This window comes from Mucilaginibacter auburnensis (assembly GCF_002797815.1).
GTDB lineage: Bacteria > Bacteroidota > Bacteroidia > Sphingobacteriales > Sphingobacteriaceae > Mucilaginibacter > Mucilaginibacter auburnensis.
Genome location: NZ_PGFJ01000001.1, coordinates 1,626,190 through 1,644,183 on the forward strand (window position 1 = coordinate 1,626,190; position 17,994 = coordinate 1,644,183).

The following is a 17,994-nucleotide window of genomic DNA, read 5'->3' on the forward strand; positions in this document are numbered from 1 at the left end:
CAACCTAATATTTCTATATTAATTCAATTGTAACATTTAACCAAAGCTGTATCTAACGCAGTAATTTAAAGATGAGATATTACGATGGTTTCCCTTTATGACAGATTTTGAGGACATATATAACCGCTACTCGCCGCAAATATTCAGGGTGTGCCTTGGTTATACAAATGATGCAGAACAGGCAAAAGATCTTTTGCAGGAAACCTTTATATCTGTATGGCAAAATCTGGAGAGTTTTCGAAATGAGTCGTTAATAAGCACGTGGATATTCAGAATTGCTACCAATAATTGCCTGCGGGCGCTCGAGAAAGCTAAACGTATGCCGTCTGCTGAACTGCCCTTCAACTTGACCGAAACAGTTGAAGAATCGCAGGAAGGTAAACTGGAGTTGTTATACAGGTGCATTGCCGAATTGAAGGAAACGGAGCGCATTATCATCTCGCTGGAACTCGAAGGGTTGCCGCAGGCAGAGATTGCGGATATAGTAGGATTGAACAGTGGAAATGTTAGGGTGAAAATTCACCGCATAAAAGACAAACTAACCAAGAAATTTAAGGCATATGGACAATTTGAATAATTTGGAAGCAATATGGCATTCCGCCAAAACTGACCGACTGCCTAATGCAGAGCAGATGTTAGTAACGGTAAAGAAATTTCGATATCAAAGATTGCGCAACAAATGGTTGGTTATAGTGGCCTCATGTTTACTTGCCTGTTTAATGATAGCAGTGTTAATTTTCACCCCCTTTAAACTAAGCGTAACGTACATTGGTGGTTACCTGATTTTGGCGTCATGCATTTTGCTGGCTGCCACCAATCTTCTGTCGCTCAAACGCTTTTACAGGCTTGAAGACTGTAGTAATCTCAACTTTTTGGCTTTTCTTGAGCAAACCCGACAAAATCAGTTGTATTACTACAAAAAAACACAAGTCATCATCATGCTATTTTCTTCTGCAGGTTTGCTTATGTATCTATATGAAGCTGCAATGCGTAGCACCGTATTGCTTATCATTATTTATTCGCTAAGTGTAATTTATCTAATCGTGATATGGTTTTTAGTTAGGCCAAGAGCATTTAAAAAGCAGTCAGAAAAATTGAAAGCCACAACAGAGCGGTTAAAACACATCGCACGTCAACTTAACTCATAAAAACAAAAACATGAAAAATCTAAAAGAACAAAAAACAACTGTAATTATTCTTGTTATTGGCTTGCTAATAGTGTCATTAACACCTATCGTTAATCGGTATTTTCACCTAGCAGACGCATTTACCGGTTTTTTGACCGGTATTGGATTGATGATAGAATGTATCGCGCTGATAAAAATGCAGCAGATCAAGAAACAAAATGCTTGCGGTATTTTGAAAAGGTAATAGCTACCTGGTGGTTGAATAAAAGATTAGCTTTCTATGCGGTTATTGATAAAGAAAATTGGCAGATAAGAGTTTTTTTTTCATCTTTGCACCGCTGCAAGAAAAATTGTAGCGATGGTCCCATAGCTCAGCTGGATAGAGCAACAGATTTCTAATCTGTCGGTCTCAGGTTCGAATCCTGATGGGATCACAAAAAGAAGCTTCTCATTTTGAGAAGCTTCTTTTTTATGGCATATCGTCGGAGACGACATCTTATATTGTCAAAACCACAGGTGCCGATGCTTACCAGCCAACTTTTGTATCATCGCCTCGCGGATCTGCGCCACCCTCATAACCAACTGGTGTAACTAATATGGCATCTACGCGGCCTATCGCCCTTGGGCCCGTAAGTTCGTAACCCTTGTTTTTTAATTTTTCACTCACCGCTGGACTTAGCGCATTTTGCTCAAAAGTTACGTTGTCTGGCAACCATTGATGGTGAAAGCGCTTTGCCGCCACAGCAGCCTGCATATCCATATTAAAATCTACCACGTTTAACACTGTTTGAAAAACCGATGTTATAATGGTTGATCCGCCAGGAGTGCCAACAACCATAAACAATTTACCATTTTTCTCGATGATGCTAGGCGTCATAGACGATAGCATACGTTTACCCGGCTGTATGCTGTTAGCAACGCCGCCAACCAGTCCGTACATGTTGGGTGTACCCGCTTTTGAACTAAAATCGTCCATTTCGTTGTTAAGCAAAAAACCTGCTCCGCCAACAAATATCCGGGAGCCGAATGAGCCATTCAATGTGGTGGTTATGGCAACCGCGTTTCCTTCCTTGTCTACTACAGAGAAATGCGTGGTTTGGTCGCTTTCATAGCCAACAAAACTGCCTGGCTGTATTTTGCTGCTTGGCGTAGCTGCGGTCCAGGTAAAATTGCTCATCCGGTTGTTTATGTAAGCAGGGCGTAATAAGCTATCTACAGGAACTTTGTAAAAATCCGGGTCGCCCAGATATTTAGAGCGGTCTGCATAAACCCTACGCTCGGCTTCTACCATTAACTGTACTGTCGAATCGGCATTGTGTCCCCATCTGTTCAACGGATAATTTTCAACCGAGTGGAGTAGTTGCAGCAGCGCAATACCGCCGCTTGACGGGGGCGGCATAGTAATTATGGTATATTCTTTTTTATAATAGCCCGTAATGGCCTTGCGCCAAACGGAATGATATTGTTTCAGATCAGTTTCCGTTATCAGTCCGCCGCCGGTTTTCATTTCGGCGGCTATTTGCCGGGCTACAAGGCCGTCGTAAAAGCCAGCTCTACCTTTGTCACGTATCAGCTCAAGCGTTTTGGCAAGGTCTTCCTGCTTTAAAATATCGCCTTCCAGCCATTCGGTGTCTTTTATAAAATAACTTTTGCCCGGATTCATTTTTTTAAATGAGGGGCTGTTTAAGCTGGAAGCGAGACGTTTGCTAATTTTAAAACCGTTACGGGCCAGTTCAATAGCTGGTTGTACCAGTTGCGACCATTTCAATTTGCCGTATTTTTTATGTGCCTCAACCATACCATCAACCGAACCAGGTACGCCCGACGCTTTGTGAGATGAGGTGCTTAGTCCCTGCACCACGTTGCCTTTGTCATCTAAAAACATATTTGTACTTGCAGATAGGGGGGCTTTCTCCCGGAAGTCAAGCGTGTTGGTTTCGCCCTTAGCTGAGCGGAATACCATAAAGCCACCGCCGCCGATATTGCCGGCTTCGGGATAGGTTACTGCCAGCGCAAACTGAACAGCCACCGCTGCATCTACGGCGTTGCCACCTTTTTTTAAAATCTCTACACCTACTTGTGAAGCATCGGGGTAGGCGCTAACCACCATTCCGTTTTTGTAATACCGTTGTGGGCTTTGAGCGAAAGTGTTACAGGTGAAAAAAATCAGGACGATTTTGAAGGCTGTTTTTGGGGGAAATAGCTTTTTCATGTAAAATACAGTTAATGTTAAGCAATATAACAAAAAGCAGGTTTAAACAAATGTTGCTAACCGGCGTTTTACCAATTTTGGATTTATAACCTTAATTTGAACTAAAAAAACTATATTTTTAGCACGCACACTTTTTAAAGATAAGAGATGATAATTATTGCAGACGGCGGCTCAACAAAAACAAACTGGTGTTTGATCAATGACGAGGGCACCAAGATCAATTTTAATACTGAAGGCTATAATCCATATTTTGCCAGTATAGAATATATCACCAATTCTTTGCAGCATAATTTGCCGTCTGATCTTCCGTTTGATAAAATTACAGAGGTTAATTACTATGGGGCAGGCTGCTCAACCGATGAAAAGAAAGCTCATGTAAAAACTGCTATGAGTGTTGTATTCACGCACTCACAGATAAACATTGACCACGACCTAATGGCCGCTGCGCGCGCAGTGCTTGGTCGCCAAGCCGGGTTTGCTGCCATTTTGGGTACCGGTACCAATAGCTGTTTATATGATGGCGAAAAAATTACCCAGAATATTGATTCGGGCGCTTACATTTTAGGCGATGAGGGCAGTGGGTGTTACATAGGAAAAAAACTGCTGATAGACTACCTGCGCGGGTATATGCCAAAAGCCATTGAAGAAAACTTTTGGGATACCTACAAACTTACCCGCGATGATGTGAATGAGCAGGTTTATACCAAGCCTTTGGCTAACAGGTTTTGCGCAGGCTTTAGCAAATTTGTTTATGATAACATGAATGTTAACTTAGGCTATGCGCATGGTTTAGTAAAAACATCATTCGACGATTTCTTTACCAACCTGGTTACGCGTTATCCTAACTATCAGCAGCAATCATTTAACTGTATTGGCTCGGTAGCTTATAATTTCAGAAGTATATTAGAAGAAGTGGTTGCAGAAAACGGTATGCAGTTAGGCAACATCATCCGTTCACCTATAGATAATCTGGTGAAGTTCCATTTAAATAAGAGTTAAGATGTAAGAAACAAGCGTTAAGAGGGATTTGATATCTTTCTTGACTCTTGTTTCTTAATTCCAACTTCTAACTGGCAGTTGGTCCCATTTCGTTCTGGAAGATCTTGGCGTATTTGCGGCGGTCAAATTTGTAGAGTTTTGCTGCGCGATACGAAACTCCGCGCTGCTTCTCAACCAACTCTTTTAAATAACCATAACTTAGCATTTTTTTACGGAAGTTACGTTTATCCAGCTTTTTATCCAGTATAGCCTCATACAAACCCTGTAACTGGGTAAGTGTAAATTTTTCAGGAAGCAGATCAAATGCTATGGGTTGATGCGTTAAGCGGCGGCGAATCTTTGCAAAGCCGGTGTTGAATATATCGCTGTGATCAAATGCCAGTTTTGGTAAGGTTTTAACCGGATGCCAAAACGCTTTGCGCGCCATTGAACTGATTGAGCGCAGCTCTTTCTGTCCATTTATACGGATGAGCGCATAATAGCCAACGGTAATAACGCGTCCTTTAGGGTGCCTGTCAACATCGCCAAAAGTGTGGAACTGTTTCATTGGTAGCTCGCGCAAGCCCGTTAACTCATATATAATACGCTCGGCTGCGTCATCCAAACTTTCCTCCTGCTTTACTATATAGCCGGGTAGGGCATACCAGTCCTTAAATGGCTCTTCGTTTCTCTCGATCAGTAATATCTTCAGTTCGCCTGCCTCGTAACCAAATACAAGACAATCTATAGAAAATATGGAGTTAAATGTCGGCGTTTTCTCTTCCAAACCGTTAGTAAATTAAGTTTATAATGCTACCGCTATTATTAGCGGAACCAAAAATAAATAAAAATAAATTTTAATGGTGTAACAATCACACCTTATATTCGTGCAAATTATACCTGAGGTAAAAAGATGCAAAAAATTTCAAAACTTGGCGTGCTTACATCCGGCGGCGATGCTCCCGGCATGAACCCCTGCATAAGGGCTGTAGTACGCACAGCTATTTACAACGGCATCAGTGTTGTAGGCATAAGACAGGGTTATAAAGGCCTGATAGAGAATGATATGTTTGAGATGGGTACCCGCTCGGTTAGTAATATTCTAAACCTTGGAGGTACTATATTGAAAACTGCACGCTGCATGGAGTTTCATACGGTTGAGGGCAGAGAAAAAGCATATAAAAACTTAAAAGATCATGATATTGACGCGTTGGTTGTAATTGGCGGTGATGGCACATTTACAGGCGCACTCAAATTTTCGCAGCAGTTTCCTGACGTAAGGGTGATGGGTATACCCGGTACAATTGATAACGACCTGTACGGCTCTACGTATACATTAGGCTTTGACACAGCAACCAACACTGTAATTGACGCTATTGATAAGATCCGTGATACAGCTGATTCGCACGACCGCCTTTTCTTTATTGAGGTAATGGGCCGCGATTCGGGCGCTATTGCCTTAAGGGCCGGTATAGCTTGTGGTGCCGAAGGTATTTTGTTGCCCGAGAAAGCCACCGCTATTGACGAATTGATAGAGTTGCTTAAAAAGGGCGAATTCAATAAAAAATCGTCAAGTATAGTAATCGTTGCCGAAGGCGATAAAAGCGGCAATATTTACGACCTGGCCAAGAAAGTAAAACAGCAAATAAGCAACTACGATATTAAGGTTACTGTATTAGGTCACCTGCAAAGAGGTGGAGCGCCAAGCAGCTTTGACCGTATTTTGGGCAGCCGTTTAGGCTATGCCGCGGTTAATGCTTTAATGAGCGGACATACGCAAGAGATGGTTGGGCTTGAAGCAAACGTAATAAAAACAACGCCAATTGAAGAGGCCTTAACCGGCCATAAGTTTAAACTGGAAGACGATTTGCTGCAAATGGTTGACGTTTTATCTATTTAAATGGTTGCGGTTGTATACAGTGGTTCAAATTATGCCCATTGGCGGTTGGCAGAGAAAGGACGTACAAAAGCGTCTTTCAAAACCAGCGGTATCAACCCTTATTTTATGGATGAAAAACAGATTTTAAATCTGTTAAACAAGAATATCAGCCTTATACATCACGCCGAAGAAGTTAAGCGTGTTTATTTTTTTGGAGCTGGTGCTTATTCCGATGAGCTTAAAGCTCGGGTAAGTGCAGCTTTTACATCGTTCTTTAAATATAGTAAAGTACAGGTTGCCCATGACGTTGACGGTGCAGCTATAGCTTGCTGCCGTAATTCGCCTGGCATAATTGGTATTTGCGGAAGTGGCTCAAATGCTGCCTGGTTTGACGGTAAAAAGGTTAAGCCAAATAATTTTGGTTTGGGATATATACTGGCAGACGAAGGATCTGGCAATTGGTTGGGCAGGCAGTTGATCAAGGCATTTATGACCGAGACGCTACCAGAAAACCTGCGGCGGAAGTTTGCAGCGAAGTATGATACCGATAGGAACGCCTTATTAGAGAAAGTATATAGATCAAAACAACCTGTGTTGTATTTAAACTCGTTTGCTGAGTTTTATATAGACAATAAACATGATCAATATCTTAAAAATGTAATAAAAACCGGTTTTAATAAACTAATAAACGCATACTTGTTACCTTTGCATAAGCAGCATCCGCAGGTGCCCTTACATTTTGTGGGGTCGGTTGCGTGGGCTTTTGAAGATCAGTTACGTGAGGAGGCTGCGTTGGCAGGGTTACAGATAACAACTATTGTTAACGAGCCAATAAATAATTTGCTAATATATTATTCAAATAAAAATTAAAATCATGAAAATAGGAATTAACGGTTTCGGCCGGATAGGACGCCTGGCTTTCAGAGCTGCTATTGAAAGACCTGATGTTGAAGTTGTAGGCATCAATGACCTTGTTGAGCCTGATTACATGGCTTACATGTTAAAATACGATTCAACCCATGGTCAGTTTAAAGGCACTATTGCTGTTGAAGGCGGCCATTTGGTTGTAAACGGTAAAACTATACGTGTAACTGCCGAAAAAGACCCTGCTAACCTTAAATGGAATGAAGTAGGTGCTGAGGTTATTATCGAATCTACCGGCTTGTTCCTAACTCAGGATACAGCTCAAAAACATATTGATGCAGGTGCTAAAAAAGTTGTAATGAGCGCTCCGGCTAAAGATGATACCCCAACTTTCGTTATGGGTGTAAATCACAAGCTGTTAAAGGCTGATCAAAACATTGTTTCAAACGCTTCATGCACTACTAACTGTTTAGCGCCTATTGCTAAAGTATTGAATGATAAATTTGGTATTGAAGAAGGTTTAATGAGCACTATTCACGCGGTTACTGCAACTCAGAAAACTGTTGATGGCCCGTCTGCTAAAGACTGGAGAGGTGGCCGTGGTGCTTACCAGAATATCATCCCTTCATCAACCGGTGCTGCTAAAGCTGTAGGTTTGGTATTACCTGAGTTAAAAGGTAAATTAACCGGTATGTCATTCCGCGTTCCGGTTGCAGACGTATCAGTAGTTGACTTAACTGCACGTTTAAAAACACCTGCTACCTACGAAGATATTAAAGCTGCTATGAAGGAAGCTTCAGAAGGCGAACTTAAAGGAATTTTAGGTTATACGGAAGACGAAGTAGTATCAGAAGATTTCAAAGGTGATGCACGCACTTCAATTTTTGATGCAAAGGCAGGTATTGCTTTAAACAACAACTTCGTTAAAGTAGTATCATGGTATGATAACGAGTGGGGTTACTCAAACAAACTGATTGATCTTGTTCAGGAAATAGGTAAATTATAATTTCACTTTCCCAGAAATGGGAAATAGGAAAATATACAAAAATGGCCCCGTTCAATTTGAATGGGGCCATTTTCGTATATTTTCTCCTAAGTCCCCCTTTATTAGGGGCGGAGGGGGCTTACGCTTGTTGTATAGAGTCGTTTACGTTATCGGCAGTAGCTTTAACTCTTGATTTCGCGTTATCTACATGGTCGCGTACGTTTTGCTCAACGCCATCTCTATAATTATACAGATCATCTGCAGCGTTATTAAATTTGGATTTTACGCTGTTAACCGCGTTGTTGCTATAATCTTTCAGTTCGTTTGCTTTATCACGGGCTTTTCCGGCCAGATCATTAGCGTAGTCAGAAATTGTTCCTCTTGTACCTTCTCCACTGTCAGGTGCAAATAATAATCCTAATACTGCACCAGCCGCTGCTCCAATTAATAGTGCTGCTATAACTTTTGATTGATCTTTCATAATGTTTTCTGTTTGTAGTTTAAAAGGTAAATACAACAACAATGCCAAGCGCCACAAAGGCTTGATTTAATGCATGAATGGCTGTAATGTGTATAAAAAAACTACAGTTTTTAATTGTTGTAGTAAAAACAGACAGTTATTGCAGAAATTTAAGCAAAAAAAACATCCGCCCTTTTTGGGAGCGGATGTGATACGTTTAATGGTAATATTATAATTATATAACTTTTACATTTACCGCATTTAAGCCTTTTCTGCCATTCTCTACGTCGAACTCAACTTGGTCGTTCTCGCGGATCTTGTCAATAAGGCCTGTTGAATGAACAAATACGTCCTGGCTACCGTTTGAAGGCACTATAAAGCCGAAACCTTTTTCTTCATTAAAAAATTTTACTGTTCCTTGTTGCATAAAAAATATTTAAAGCGCGCAAGGTAGTACAATTAAATTGATAAAAGCAACTATTGGTACTTTATTTTACAGTAATAGGTATTTACTGCGCGGTAAAGTGATTGTTTACGCTATCAATAAAATTTAAAACCTCATCTCTGCCATGTTGTGTTTCTGATGATGTTACAAAGTACTGCGGCGCTTCCTCAAAAGTGGCCATGAGTGCTTTTTTAAATTTAGCTACATTTTGATCGGTTTTTACGGATGACTGCTTATCCGCTTTAGTAAAGATCAATACAAACGAAAGTCCTTTCTCGCCTAACCAATTGCAAAACTCCAGATCTATTTTTTGTGGTTCAAGGCGGCTGTCAATCAAAACCATAACGCATTGCAGGCTTTCGCGTTTATCTAAATAAGTACGGATAAATTTATCCCAGTCGGCCTTTTTGTTTTTTGAAACACGGGCATAACCATAACCCGGAAGGTCAACAATATACCATTCATCGTTGATCAAAAAATGATTAATGAGCTGCGTTTTACCTGGCGTTTGCGATGTTTTAGCCATGCCGCGCTTGCCCGTAAGCATATTAATAAGCGATGATTTGCCTACGTTTGAACGCCCTATAAAAGCATATTCGGCCTTTACAGGTGGCGGTAGTTTTGATATCTGCGTGTTACTGCAAATAAATTCGGCAGATTTTATGGTCATGCTGCAAAGATAGGGTTTTGAGTTGGAAGGTTGGAAAGTTTGAATGTTGCAAGGTTTTGGTGTTATAATGTTATGAGGTTTTAAGATTTTAGCAGTGCAACAAAATTCAGTAGCAGTATTAACTTTGCAACGTTCAAACTTTTCAACATTACAACAAGAATATGGACAATTACAAAATACCCGCCCAAACACGTATAGGCCATGTGCACCTTAAGGTTAGCGATCTGCAACGTTCGCTTGATTTTTACTGCGGGTTACTGGGTTTTGAGCTGATGCAGATGTATGGTAACGATGCCGCATTTATTTCTGCAGGTGGCTATCATCACCATATTGGTTTGAATACCTGGCAAAGTAAGGGCTCCGGACCGGCGCCAACACAAGCTCCCGGGTTGTTCCATACAGCAATTTTATATCCCGAAAGGAAAGATCTGGCGCAAATAGTGAAACGCCTAATTGATGCCGGATACCATTTAACAGGCGCTGCAGACCATGGCGTATCTGAAGCTATTTATCTTGACGATCCTGACATGAATGGGATTGAACTATACTGGGACAAGCCCAAAACCGAGTGGCCGCGCAATGAAGACGGTGAACTGGATATGTATACCCGCCATTTAGATATGAACGGCTTATTGGCGCTGGCTCAATAATTTTGCACAATTAATTTAATGACTAACACATATACAATTCGCCCCATCTACAATCAATATACCGAAGAGGTAATTGATTTGATAATCACTATACAACAGCATGAATTTAATATCCCGATAACTGTTAAAGACCAGCCTGATCTGCTCGACATTGAAGCTAATTACCATGCCGGAGGCGGCAATTTTTGGGGCGCTTTTGAAGGTGAAGAACTGGTGGGCACAATTGCATTGATTGATATTGGCCACAATGCGGGTACCATCCGCAAAATGTTTATTAAGGATGGACATAGAGGAACCGGATTAGCGCAGCAATTATTGGATACGCTGGTAGCTTATTCCCGCCAAAAAAATATTACACAATTATATCTCGGTACATCGGCAGTTTTAAAAGCCGCGCATCGCTTTTACGAGCGTAATGGATTTGTGCTGACGCCTGTAGCGCATTTTCCGTCGTACTTTCCAAAAATGGCGGTTGATACGATGTTTTACGCTTTAAAGATTAGTTATTAAAGATTAAAGATTGGTGGTTGCTGATACATACACTAATCTTCAACCTTTACTCACTAATCTTCAATAACCAATCCCTATCTTTGCCAACAAATGAGCAAAACTGTTACTCCGTATCAAAACGAACAGGTTACCAAAAAAGAACAGGTAGCCGACATGTTCAACAACATATCAAAAACGTACGATTTTTTGAACCATTTTATGTCGTTGGGTATCGACATCATCTGGCGGAAAAAAGCAATTAATGAGCTAAAAATTGATAAACCCCAATTAATATTGGACGTTGCTACCGGCACCGGAGATTTCGCTTTTGAAGCTTTAAAAATTTTAAAGCCGCGTAAAATAATTGGCGTTGATATTTCTCAGGGTATGTTAAACATTGCCGAACAAAAAATTGAGAAACGCGGCTTGGGAGACAGGTTTGAAGTTAAATTAGGCGATTCGGAAAAACTGCCATTCAGCGATGATGAATTTGACGCGGTTACTGTAGCATATGGTGTACGTAACTTTGAAGATCTGCAAAAAGGATTGACCGATATAAACCGGGTATTAAAACCAGGCGGAAAGGCCGTTGTTCTGGAGTTTTCAAAACCAAAAGGTTTTCCAATTAAACAGTTGTATAGCTTTTACTTTAATTACATCACCCCTGGCATAGGCAAGCTTTTTTCTAAAGACTCAAGAGCTTACACTTATCTGCCCGAATCAGTAGCGGCTTTTCCTGACGGAGAGGCTTTTATAAACGTAATGAAGGCAGCCGGCTTTAAAAATACCAAAATCCGTCCGCTGGCGTTTGGTATCTGTTCCATTTATACGGGTGTTAAATGATAAAAAGGTACGTCATCCTGCTTGTTGTATTGTTTTGCAGCCAAACTTTATTGGCGCAAAAAGTACCAGCGTGGGGTGGAGGAGCTGATTTAAAAGACTTTAGCGGAGGCTTTAGCTTTAGCTACGTTAGCAGTTATTACAAAATAGACAGGAAGCCCGAGTGGCGGCAGCCTTACTTTGACGAGAACGGTGCTAAAATCACCGACGCTTTAAACAGTATAAGCTCAGATAATTCACCGGGTTTTGCGGTTGGATTTTTAGGCCGTTACAGAATCAATGAACACCTGGAGGCGCGTTTGATGCCTGCCCTTATTTTTGCGGACAGATCTGTAAGCTACAAATACGCAGACCCGTCACAAGATCAAGTTAAGGAAGTGCGTGCAACACTGGTTGACTTGCCGGTACAGTTTAAACTTAAATCAAACCGATTGGGTGATTACAGAGCTTACTTGATTGCCGGACTAAAATACTCGCGTGCACTCGGAAACAAGGAAAACGCAGACGATAACCAAGCGCCAACAGCTAAACTGCTAAAAACCATAAATGGTTATGGCAGCTATGAAGTGGGCGTGGGTTGCGACATTTACTTTGAGTTTTTTAAGCTCTCGCCTGAGATAAAAATAGCTAACTCATTTGGCAACCTGCTGCTGCGCGAGAACAACGCCTTTGCAGCGCCTATCAATAGCTTAAGTTTACATACTGTAATGTTTAGTCTGCATTTTGAGTAAAATTGCCTCAAATAGCATTATCAAGTATTTATTTTTATCTAAAAACTCTAATTTCGTAGCGCATATACTAACGGAAACATGGCAAAAATTGTATTGATTACAGGTGCTACTGCCGGAATTGGCGAAGCTTGCGCGCAACTGTTTGCCCGTGAAGGTTATAATCTCATCTTAACAGGCAGAAGATTAGACCGCCTGGAGAAACTGGCTGCCAAACTGCATAAAAAACACAATGTTGAAGTTGCCATAGGTAACTTTGATGTGCGCGACCGCGAACAGGTAATAACTGATCTGGAAGCGTTGCCGGCCAAATGGAAAAAAGTTAGCGTGTTGATTAACAATGCCGGACTTAGCCAAGGTCTTGACCCTGTACAGAACGGCGACCTTGATGATTGGGATAGGATGATAGACACCAACGTTAAAGGTCTGTTGTACGTAACTAAAGTAGTATCTAACTGGATGATAAAAAACGGCTCAGGGCATATCATTAATTTAGGTTCTATAGCCGGTAAAGAGGTTTACCCTAACGGAAACGTTTACTGTGCATCAAAATTTGCTGTTGATGCTTTAAGCAGAGGCATGCGCATTGATCTGCTGCCCCATGGTATAAAAGTATCGTCAGTTGATCCGGGTGCTGTAGAAACAGAGTTCTCCGAGGTGCGCTTTAAAGGCGATAAGGAACGGGCTAAGAAAACCTACGAAGGCTTTGAGCCACTTAATGCCATGGATATAGCGGAAACTATTTGGTTTATTGCATCAAGGCCAAAAAATGTAAATATAAATGATATTGTAGTAATGCCTACCGCGCAGGCCAGCGCTACCAATATTTTTAGGCATTAATAAAAATGTGCAGATGTGCGAATATGCAGATGTGCCGATGATAAAAAGAATCCGAAATTGAACATTCGAAATCCGAAATAAACATGTCACTAACAACAAAAATTGATCAGGATATAAAATTGGCCATGCTGGCCAAACAACCAGAGCGTTTAACAGCTTTAAGAGCGGTTAAATCAGCTTTATTATTAGCTAAAACAGAAAAAGGAGCTGCCGAAGAGATAACTCCGGAAGGAGAGATAAAAGTGCTGCAGAAACTGGCTAAACAGCGTAAGGAATCGGCAGAGATCTACAAAACCCAAAGCCGCGATGACCTGTACCAGATTGAAATGGGCGAGTTAAAGGTTATTGAAGAATACCTGCCGCAGCAAATGAGCCGCTTTGAAATAGAAGGCTACATTCAGGAACTGATTGGGAGAGTAGGAGCAACGTCTATGCAGGACATGGGTAAGGTGATGGGGTTGGCCAATAAAGAGCTGGCCGGTCAGGCAGATGGTAAAACCGTTTCAGAGGTAGTAAAACAATTATTGGGTTAAACCGGTAAATATTATTTTAATTTTAAAAGGTGAAACCCGTAATATACCAGTATAAATAATTGCTTATACTTGCTGCGTTCAATGTTGGAACAGTTTTCGGTATATTAACGGTCACAAAATATCTATATGAAATTCGCGCTTAAGGAAGGACACGGTTTTACTTACGTTGAAGAGGGCGAAGGCCAGACGCTGTTGTTACTGCACGGTTTAATGGGCGGTTTAAGCAACTGGGAAATTGTGATTGAGGAGTTTAAGAAAAAATACAGGGTTATATTACCTATTCTGCCAATTTATGAATTTCCGGTATTAACAACCGGCGTAAAAACGCTTTCAAAGTTTGTACACAAATTCATCAAGTTTAAAAAACTGGAAGATGTAGTGTTGTTAGGTAACTCATTGGGTGGACATGTTGGCCTTGTTTATTCTTTGGCGCATCCTGATAAATTGAAGGCAATGGTTTTGACAGGCAGTTCGGGCTTATATGAAAACGCTTTTGGCGGTTCATTTCCGCGCCGCGAGAGCTATGACTTTGTAAAAGAGAAAGTTGAATATACATTTTATGATCCGGCTGTTGCTACGCCCGAATTAATTGCCGAAGTTTATAAAACCGTAAACGACCGTAATGCCGTAATTAGGTTATTAGCCATGGCAAAATCTGCCATCAGGCATAATATGAAAGCCGATCTGCATAAAATACGTATACCGGTATCATTGATTTGGGGGCGTAATGATAAAATAACTCCTCCGGAAGTTGCTGAGGAGTTTCATCAACTGCTGCCGGATTCGGAACTGAAATGGATTGACAACTGTGGTCATGCACCTATGATGGAGCATCCACATGAATTTAACCGCCTGTTGAAAGATTTTCTGGACACGCGGAATATTTAAAACTTAAAATATGCTTGCTGCCGAACTAATTAACTACGACATCAATCCGCTTCATACATCTGATTCTGTTCAGCGTGGGTTGGAACGTATGACGGAGTTTCATGTAAGGCATCTGCCTGTAGTTAACGAAGAGCAGTTTTTAGGCTTAGTTAGCGAAGCAGACATTATTACCGAACCGGATACGCAAACTGCTATTGGCGCGGTAGCTTTATCTTTGGTAAACCCATACGTTCGCGAAGATCAGCATATCTATGATGTTATCCGCCTGTTTTATGAACAGCAGTTAACATTAGTGCCGGTACTTGATGTAAAAATGAACTACCTCGGCTGCATCTCTATTAACGCTATGAATGGCTGGTTTGCCAAGCTTACATCTGTTGCCGAGCCCGGTGGTATAATTGTTTTAGAGATAAGCAACAGAAACAATTCGCTTGCGCACATGTCTCAGATAGTAGAATCAGACAACGCGCAGGTGCTTAGTTCATACGTGCGTACTTTTCCTGATTCAACACGGATAGAAGTAACTTTAAAAGTAAATAAACAGGATATTTCCGGCATTTTAGCTACCTTTTTAAGGTACGGTTATGAAATAAAGGCAACATTTAATCATGCCGAGAATCGTGATAGTTCAATGGATCGTTACGATGCATTGATGAATTATCTTAATCTATAAGGTCAATAGTCTATGGACCATAGACCATGTAACTAATATATAACTATGGACCATGGACTATGGTCCATTGACCAAAAAGACTATGAGAATAGCCATATACGGCCGTCAGTTCAATGACTCAGCAGTATTCCCCTACATTCAACAGGTGTTTGACGCATTGTTGCAACATGATGTTGATATCTATGTACATCATCAGCTTAATAAAAATTTAGAAGGCAACATAAGCACAATTGGTTATAGCGTTCTTAATGAACACGATCAGATAGCGGGTTTTATTGATGCTTTTTTAACCTTGGGTGGCGATGGTACGCTGCTTGATATGGTTAACCTGATAGGTAATTCAGGTGTTCCGGTAATTGGCATTAATTTCGGTAGGCTTGGTTTTTTGGCCAGTGTTAATAAAAATGATGTGGCTGCCGCAATTCATGCTGTTGTAAATAAGCAATTTACCTTGGATAGTCGCACATTGTTAAGAATTGATTCAGAACAGCACATATTTGGCGATGGCAACATAGCACTTAATGATGTTACCATACATAAGCGTGATGACTCGGCTATGATCACTACGCATATGTTTTTAGACGGTGAATTTTTAAACTCGTATTGGGGTGATGGTATCATTATAGCAACGCCAACCGGATCAACAGCCTATTCTTTAAGCTGCGGAGGGCCGGTTATGTTCCCTGCATCAAATACGGTAATTGTTACTCCTGTATCACCTCATAACTTAAATGTAAGGCCGATTGTATTGCCGGATACAAGTGTTTTATCTTTCAAGGTTGAGTGCCGTAGCTCCAACTACCTGCTTTCGTGCGATTCGCGTACTACCGTGATTGACAGCGTAATGGAATTTGAAGTTAGAAAAGCTGATTTTCAGCTTAACCTTATCCGTTTAAGTAATGAAAGTTACTTATCAACGTTAAGAAACAAGTTATTGTGGGGTTTAGATACCCGCAATTATTAAATTTGTTGAATGCCCCGGGTTTTAAGTATCATATTTTTTGCCTTTTTAAGCTATAGCGCTGTGGCGCAGAGCTGGGAAGTAGGTGGAAAATTGGGTGGCGCCGGTTACATGGGCGATCTTAATACCAATAACCCGCTTAAATTGTCAGACGTATCTGCCGGTGCGTTTGTAAAGTATAATTTCAACCCATATCTCTCTGCAAAAATTGGCTACACATGGGGCAATATATCAGCAGCTGATAGCTTATCGTCAAATGCGCAGTTCCGCGAGCGTAACCTCAGTTTTTCAACTAATCTTAATGAAATTAGTCTGACAGGTGAGTTTAACTTTTTTGATTACGTACCGTCTGTGAGTAAAAATGTGTTCACGCCTTTCATTTTCACGGGTGTGGCTAACGTTAGGTATAAACCTACCGCTGTTTATCAAAATTTAAGATATGATCTTCAGCCTTTGAAAACGGAAGGGCAGGTAAGCCCTTATGCAACTAACGCCTGGGTGGTTCCGTACGGCGCAGGTTTTAAGTATAATTTTTCGGGCAGACTGAATTTAATTGCCGACATTGGTTACCGGTACACGCGTACAGATTATTTGGACGATGTGAGCGGTAATTACGCTAACAAAGCACTTTTTACAGATCCGGTGGCCAGGGCTTTTTCAGATCGTTCGGGCGAAAATAGTGGTAACTACGTAGGTGCATCCGGTACCCAACGCGGCGATCAACGCCGTTTTGATACCTACTTTTTTATTGGCCTTTCTATTTCATACACTTTTATTACCTCAAAATGCTATTATTAGCGTTTAAAGTTGATGCACTATTTGTCTTAAATCACCTTAGAACTTGCAGTATTTGCGGGCTTTCAGGCAATAAACTTTTCTTTTAGAGCGGTATACTAAAAAAGTACAAAGGAAGTTTTACCTTTGTCACCTGAAAAAAAATAAAGTGTCACCGCGATAAAGTGAACCGACGACCCGACGAAGATGACTTATAAAGACCAGATTGATTTGTTGAGAGTGCCAAAACACATTGCTGTTATAATGGATGGCAATGGGCGCTGGGCTAAAGAAAAAGGCAAATTACGGGTGTTTGGGCATCACAATGGCGTAGTTTCGGTGCGTGATGTGGTTGAGGGAGCGGTTGAAGTTGGCGTTAAATATCTAACGCTATATACGTTCTCTGCCGAGAACTGGAACCGCCCTAAATTGGAAGTTGCCGCAATAATGGAGTTGATGGTAAATACAATTCATAAGGAGATTAAAACCTTTATGAGTAATAACATCAAGCTCAATGCTATTGGCGACCTGGAAAAACTTCCGTCTAAGTGCTACCGCGAATTAACAAATGCCATGAAAACAACTTCAGGCAATACAGGTCTGGTACTTACTTTGGCATTAAGCTATAGTTCAAGGCACGAAATATTAAATGCGGTGAGGAGTATTGCTTTGAAGGTAAAAGATGGGCTTATTGATGCTGATAATATTGATGAGCAGCTTTTTTCTGATAATCTTTACACGCATAACATGCCCGAGCCTGAACTAATGATACGCACCAGCGGCGAGCATCGCATAAGTAATTACCTGCTTTGGCAGATAGCTTATGCAGAGCTATACTTTACACCTAAATTATGGCCCGATTTCAGGAGGGAAGATCTATTTGAGGCTATACTTGATTACCAAAAACGCGAACGCCGTTTTGGCTTAACCAGTGAGCAGATCAACTAAATTTTTCCGTTTAACAAATTTTAACAACTGTATAAATTATTTTTAGCCCA

23 protein-coding genes and 1 tRNA gene are annotated in these 17,994 nt (G+C 41.0%); 19 read left to right on the top strand and 5 right to left on the bottom strand.

All coding sequences use genetic code 11. The features are described from left to right. Positions 1-97: 97 nt before the first annotated feature. The 4 genes from CLV57_RS07225 (at position 98) to CLV57_RS07240 (ending at position 1,561) form a co-directional block, all read left to right on the top strand. The gene (locus CLV57_RS07225; RefSeq protein ID WP_100340640.1) at positions 98-577 is read left to right on the top strand and encodes an RNA polymerase sigma factor; all 480 of its coding nucleotides are present in this window, start codon (positions 98-100) and stop codon (positions 575-577) included. Further along, positions 561-1,148 carry a hypothetical protein gene (locus CLV57_RS07230; protein WP_100340641.1) on the top strand — a complete coding sequence of 196 codons (588 nt, stop codon included), beginning with the start codon at positions 561-563 and terminating at the stop codon, positions 1,146-1,148. Before CLV57_RS07225 ends, CLV57_RS07230 begins: the two co-directional genes overlap by 17 nt. Before the next feature lie 10 nt (positions 1,149-1,158). Then, complete coding sequence (locus CLV57_RS07235; protein ID WP_100340642.1) at positions 1,159-1,371, top strand: hypothetical protein; 213 nt, start codon at positions 1,159-1,161, stop codon at positions 1,369-1,371. Positions 1,372-1,487: 116 nt separating this feature from the next. After that, positions 1,488-1,561 (top strand) — tRNA-Arg (locus CLV57_RS07240). A gap of 92 nt (positions 1,562-1,653) precedes the next feature. Here the strand turns inward: CLV57_RS07240 and ggt are convergent. Further along, positions 1,654-3,339, bottom strand: a complete 1,686-nt coding sequence (gene ggt / locus CLV57_RS07245) for a gamma-glutamyltransferase (RefSeq protein WP_100340643.1) — start codon at positions 3,337-3,339, stop codon at positions 1,654-1,656. A 147-nt stretch (positions 3,340-3,486) separates the two neighbouring features. Between ggt and CLV57_RS07250 the strand changes: the two genes are divergently transcribed. After that, on the top strand, positions 3,487-4,338 hold the full coding sequence (locus tag CLV57_RS07250) for an N-acetylglucosamine kinase (protein WP_100340644.1): 852 nt from the start codon (positions 3,487-3,489) through the stop codon (positions 4,336-4,338). 67 nt (positions 4,339-4,405) lie between these two features. Here the strand turns inward: CLV57_RS07250 and CLV57_RS07255 are convergent, their stop codons facing one another. Further along, positions 4,406-5,104 (bottom strand): NUDIX hydrolase, encoded by a 699-nt coding sequence (locus tag CLV57_RS07255; RefSeq protein ID WP_100340645.1) that lies wholly within the window; start codon positions 5,102-5,104, stop codon positions 4,406-4,408. Between the two features lie 126 nt (positions 5,105-5,230). On the opposite strand from CLV57_RS07255, the gene pfkA reads away from it, so the two are divergent. From pfkA to gap, 3 genes are read left to right on the top strand one after another with little or no spacing between them, the layout of a single operon-like run. After that, on the top strand, positions 5,231-6,217 hold the full coding sequence (pfkA, locus tag CLV57_RS07260) for a 6-phosphofructokinase (RefSeq protein WP_100340646.1): 987 nt from the start codon (positions 5,231-5,233) through the stop codon (positions 6,215-6,217). Then, positions 6,218-7,066, top strand: coding sequence for a hypothetical protein (locus tag CLV57_RS07265; protein WP_100340647.1), 849 nt, complete (start codon positions 6,218-6,220; stop codon positions 7,064-7,066). 4 nt (positions 7,067-7,070) lie between these two features. Continuing rightward, complete coding sequence (gap, locus tag CLV57_RS07270; RefSeq protein WP_100340648.1) at positions 7,071-8,066, top strand: type I glyceraldehyde-3-phosphate dehydrogenase; 996 nt, start codon at positions 7,071-7,073, stop codon at positions 8,064-8,066. A gap of 118 nt (positions 8,067-8,184) precedes the next feature. Here the strand turns inward: gap and CLV57_RS07275 are convergent, their stop codons facing one another. The 3 genes from CLV57_RS07275 to yihA form a co-directional block, all read right to left on the bottom strand. Next, positions 8,185-8,526 carry a YtxH domain-containing protein gene (locus CLV57_RS07275; protein ID WP_100340649.1) on the bottom strand — a complete coding sequence of 114 codons (342 nt, stop codon included), beginning with the start codon at positions 8,524-8,526 and terminating at the stop codon, positions 8,185-8,187. A 214-nt stretch (positions 8,527-8,740) separates the two neighbouring features. Further along, entirely contained in the window at positions 8,741-8,932 is a 192-nt protein-coding gene (locus tag CLV57_RS07280) for a cold-shock protein (protein WP_100340650.1), read from the bottom strand. Between the two features lie 82 nt (positions 8,933-9,014). Then, complete coding sequence (yihA, locus tag CLV57_RS07285) at positions 9,015-9,620, bottom strand: ribosome biogenesis GTP-binding protein YihA/YsxC (RefSeq protein WP_100340651.1); 606 nt, start codon at positions 9,618-9,620, stop codon at positions 9,015-9,017. A gap of 161 nt (positions 9,621-9,781) precedes the next feature. On the opposite strand from yihA, the gene CLV57_RS07290 reads away from it, so the two are divergent. The 11 genes from CLV57_RS07290 to CLV57_RS07340 all read left to right on the top strand — a co-directional run bounded on the left by CLV57_RS07290 (position 9,782) and on the right by CLV57_RS07340 (position 17,944). After that, positions 9,782-10,270 (top strand): VOC family protein, encoded by a 489-nt coding sequence (locus tag CLV57_RS07290; RefSeq protein WP_100340652.1) that lies wholly within the window; start codon positions 9,782-9,784, stop codon positions 10,268-10,270. Positions 10,271-10,288: 18 nt separating this feature from the next. Then, positions 10,289-10,780 (top strand): GNAT family N-acetyltransferase, encoded by a 492-nt coding sequence (locus CLV57_RS07295; RefSeq protein WP_100340653.1) that lies wholly within the window; start codon positions 10,289-10,291, stop codon positions 10,778-10,780. 90 nt (positions 10,781-10,870) lie between these two features. Further along, positions 10,871-11,602, top strand: a complete 732-nt coding sequence (gene ubiE, locus CLV57_RS07300) for a bifunctional demethylmenaquinone methyltransferase/2-methoxy-6-polyprenyl-1,4-benzoquinol methylase UbiE (protein WP_100340654.1) — start codon at positions 10,871-10,873, stop codon at positions 11,600-11,602. Further along, positions 11,599-12,330, top strand: a complete 732-nt coding sequence (porT, locus tag CLV57_RS07305; RefSeq protein WP_100340655.1) for a type IX secretion/gliding motility protein PorT/SprT — start codon at positions 11,599-11,601, stop codon at positions 12,328-12,330. Before ubiE ends, porT begins: the two co-directional genes overlap by 4 nt. Positions 12,331-12,408: 78 nt before the next feature. Further along, on the top strand, positions 12,409-13,167 hold the full coding sequence (locus tag CLV57_RS07310) for an SDR family oxidoreductase (RefSeq protein ID WP_100340656.1): 759 nt from the start codon (positions 12,409-12,411) through the stop codon (positions 13,165-13,167). A gap of 83 nt (positions 13,168-13,250) precedes the next feature. Beyond that, a complete protein-coding gene (locus CLV57_RS07315) occupies positions 13,251-13,700 on the top strand; it encodes a GatB/YqeY domain-containing protein (protein WP_100340657.1) in 450 nt (149 codons plus the stop codon). A 126-nt stretch (positions 13,701-13,826) separates the two neighbouring features. Further along, entirely contained in the window at positions 13,827-14,588 is a 762-nt protein-coding gene (locus CLV57_RS07320; RefSeq protein ID WP_100340658.1) for an alpha/beta fold hydrolase, read from the top strand. Positions 14,589-14,598: 10 nt separating this feature from the next. Further along, positions 14,599-15,261 carry a CBS domain-containing protein gene (locus CLV57_RS07325; RefSeq protein ID WP_100340659.1) on the top strand — a complete coding sequence of 221 codons (663 nt, stop codon included), beginning with the start codon at positions 14,599-14,601 and terminating at the stop codon, positions 15,259-15,261. 82 nt (positions 15,262-15,343) lie between these two features. Beyond that, positions 15,344-16,225: an NAD kinase gene (locus CLV57_RS07330; protein WP_100340660.1), complete on the top strand. Its 882-nt coding sequence runs from the start codon at positions 15,344-15,346 to the stop codon at positions 16,223-16,225. 9 nt (positions 16,226-16,234) lie between these two features. Continuing rightward, positions 16,235-17,020, top strand: coding sequence for a type IX secretion system protein PorG (gene porG / locus CLV57_RS07335; RefSeq protein WP_100340661.1), 786 nt, complete (start codon positions 16,235-16,237; stop codon positions 17,018-17,020). A gap of 183 nt (positions 17,021-17,203) precedes the next feature. Then, positions 17,204-17,944 carry an isoprenyl transferase gene (locus CLV57_RS07340; RefSeq protein ID WP_100340662.1) on the top strand — a complete coding sequence of 247 codons (741 nt, stop codon included), beginning with the start codon at positions 17,204-17,206 and terminating at the stop codon, positions 17,942-17,944. The last annotated feature ends 50 nt before the right edge of the window (positions 17,945-17,994 follow it).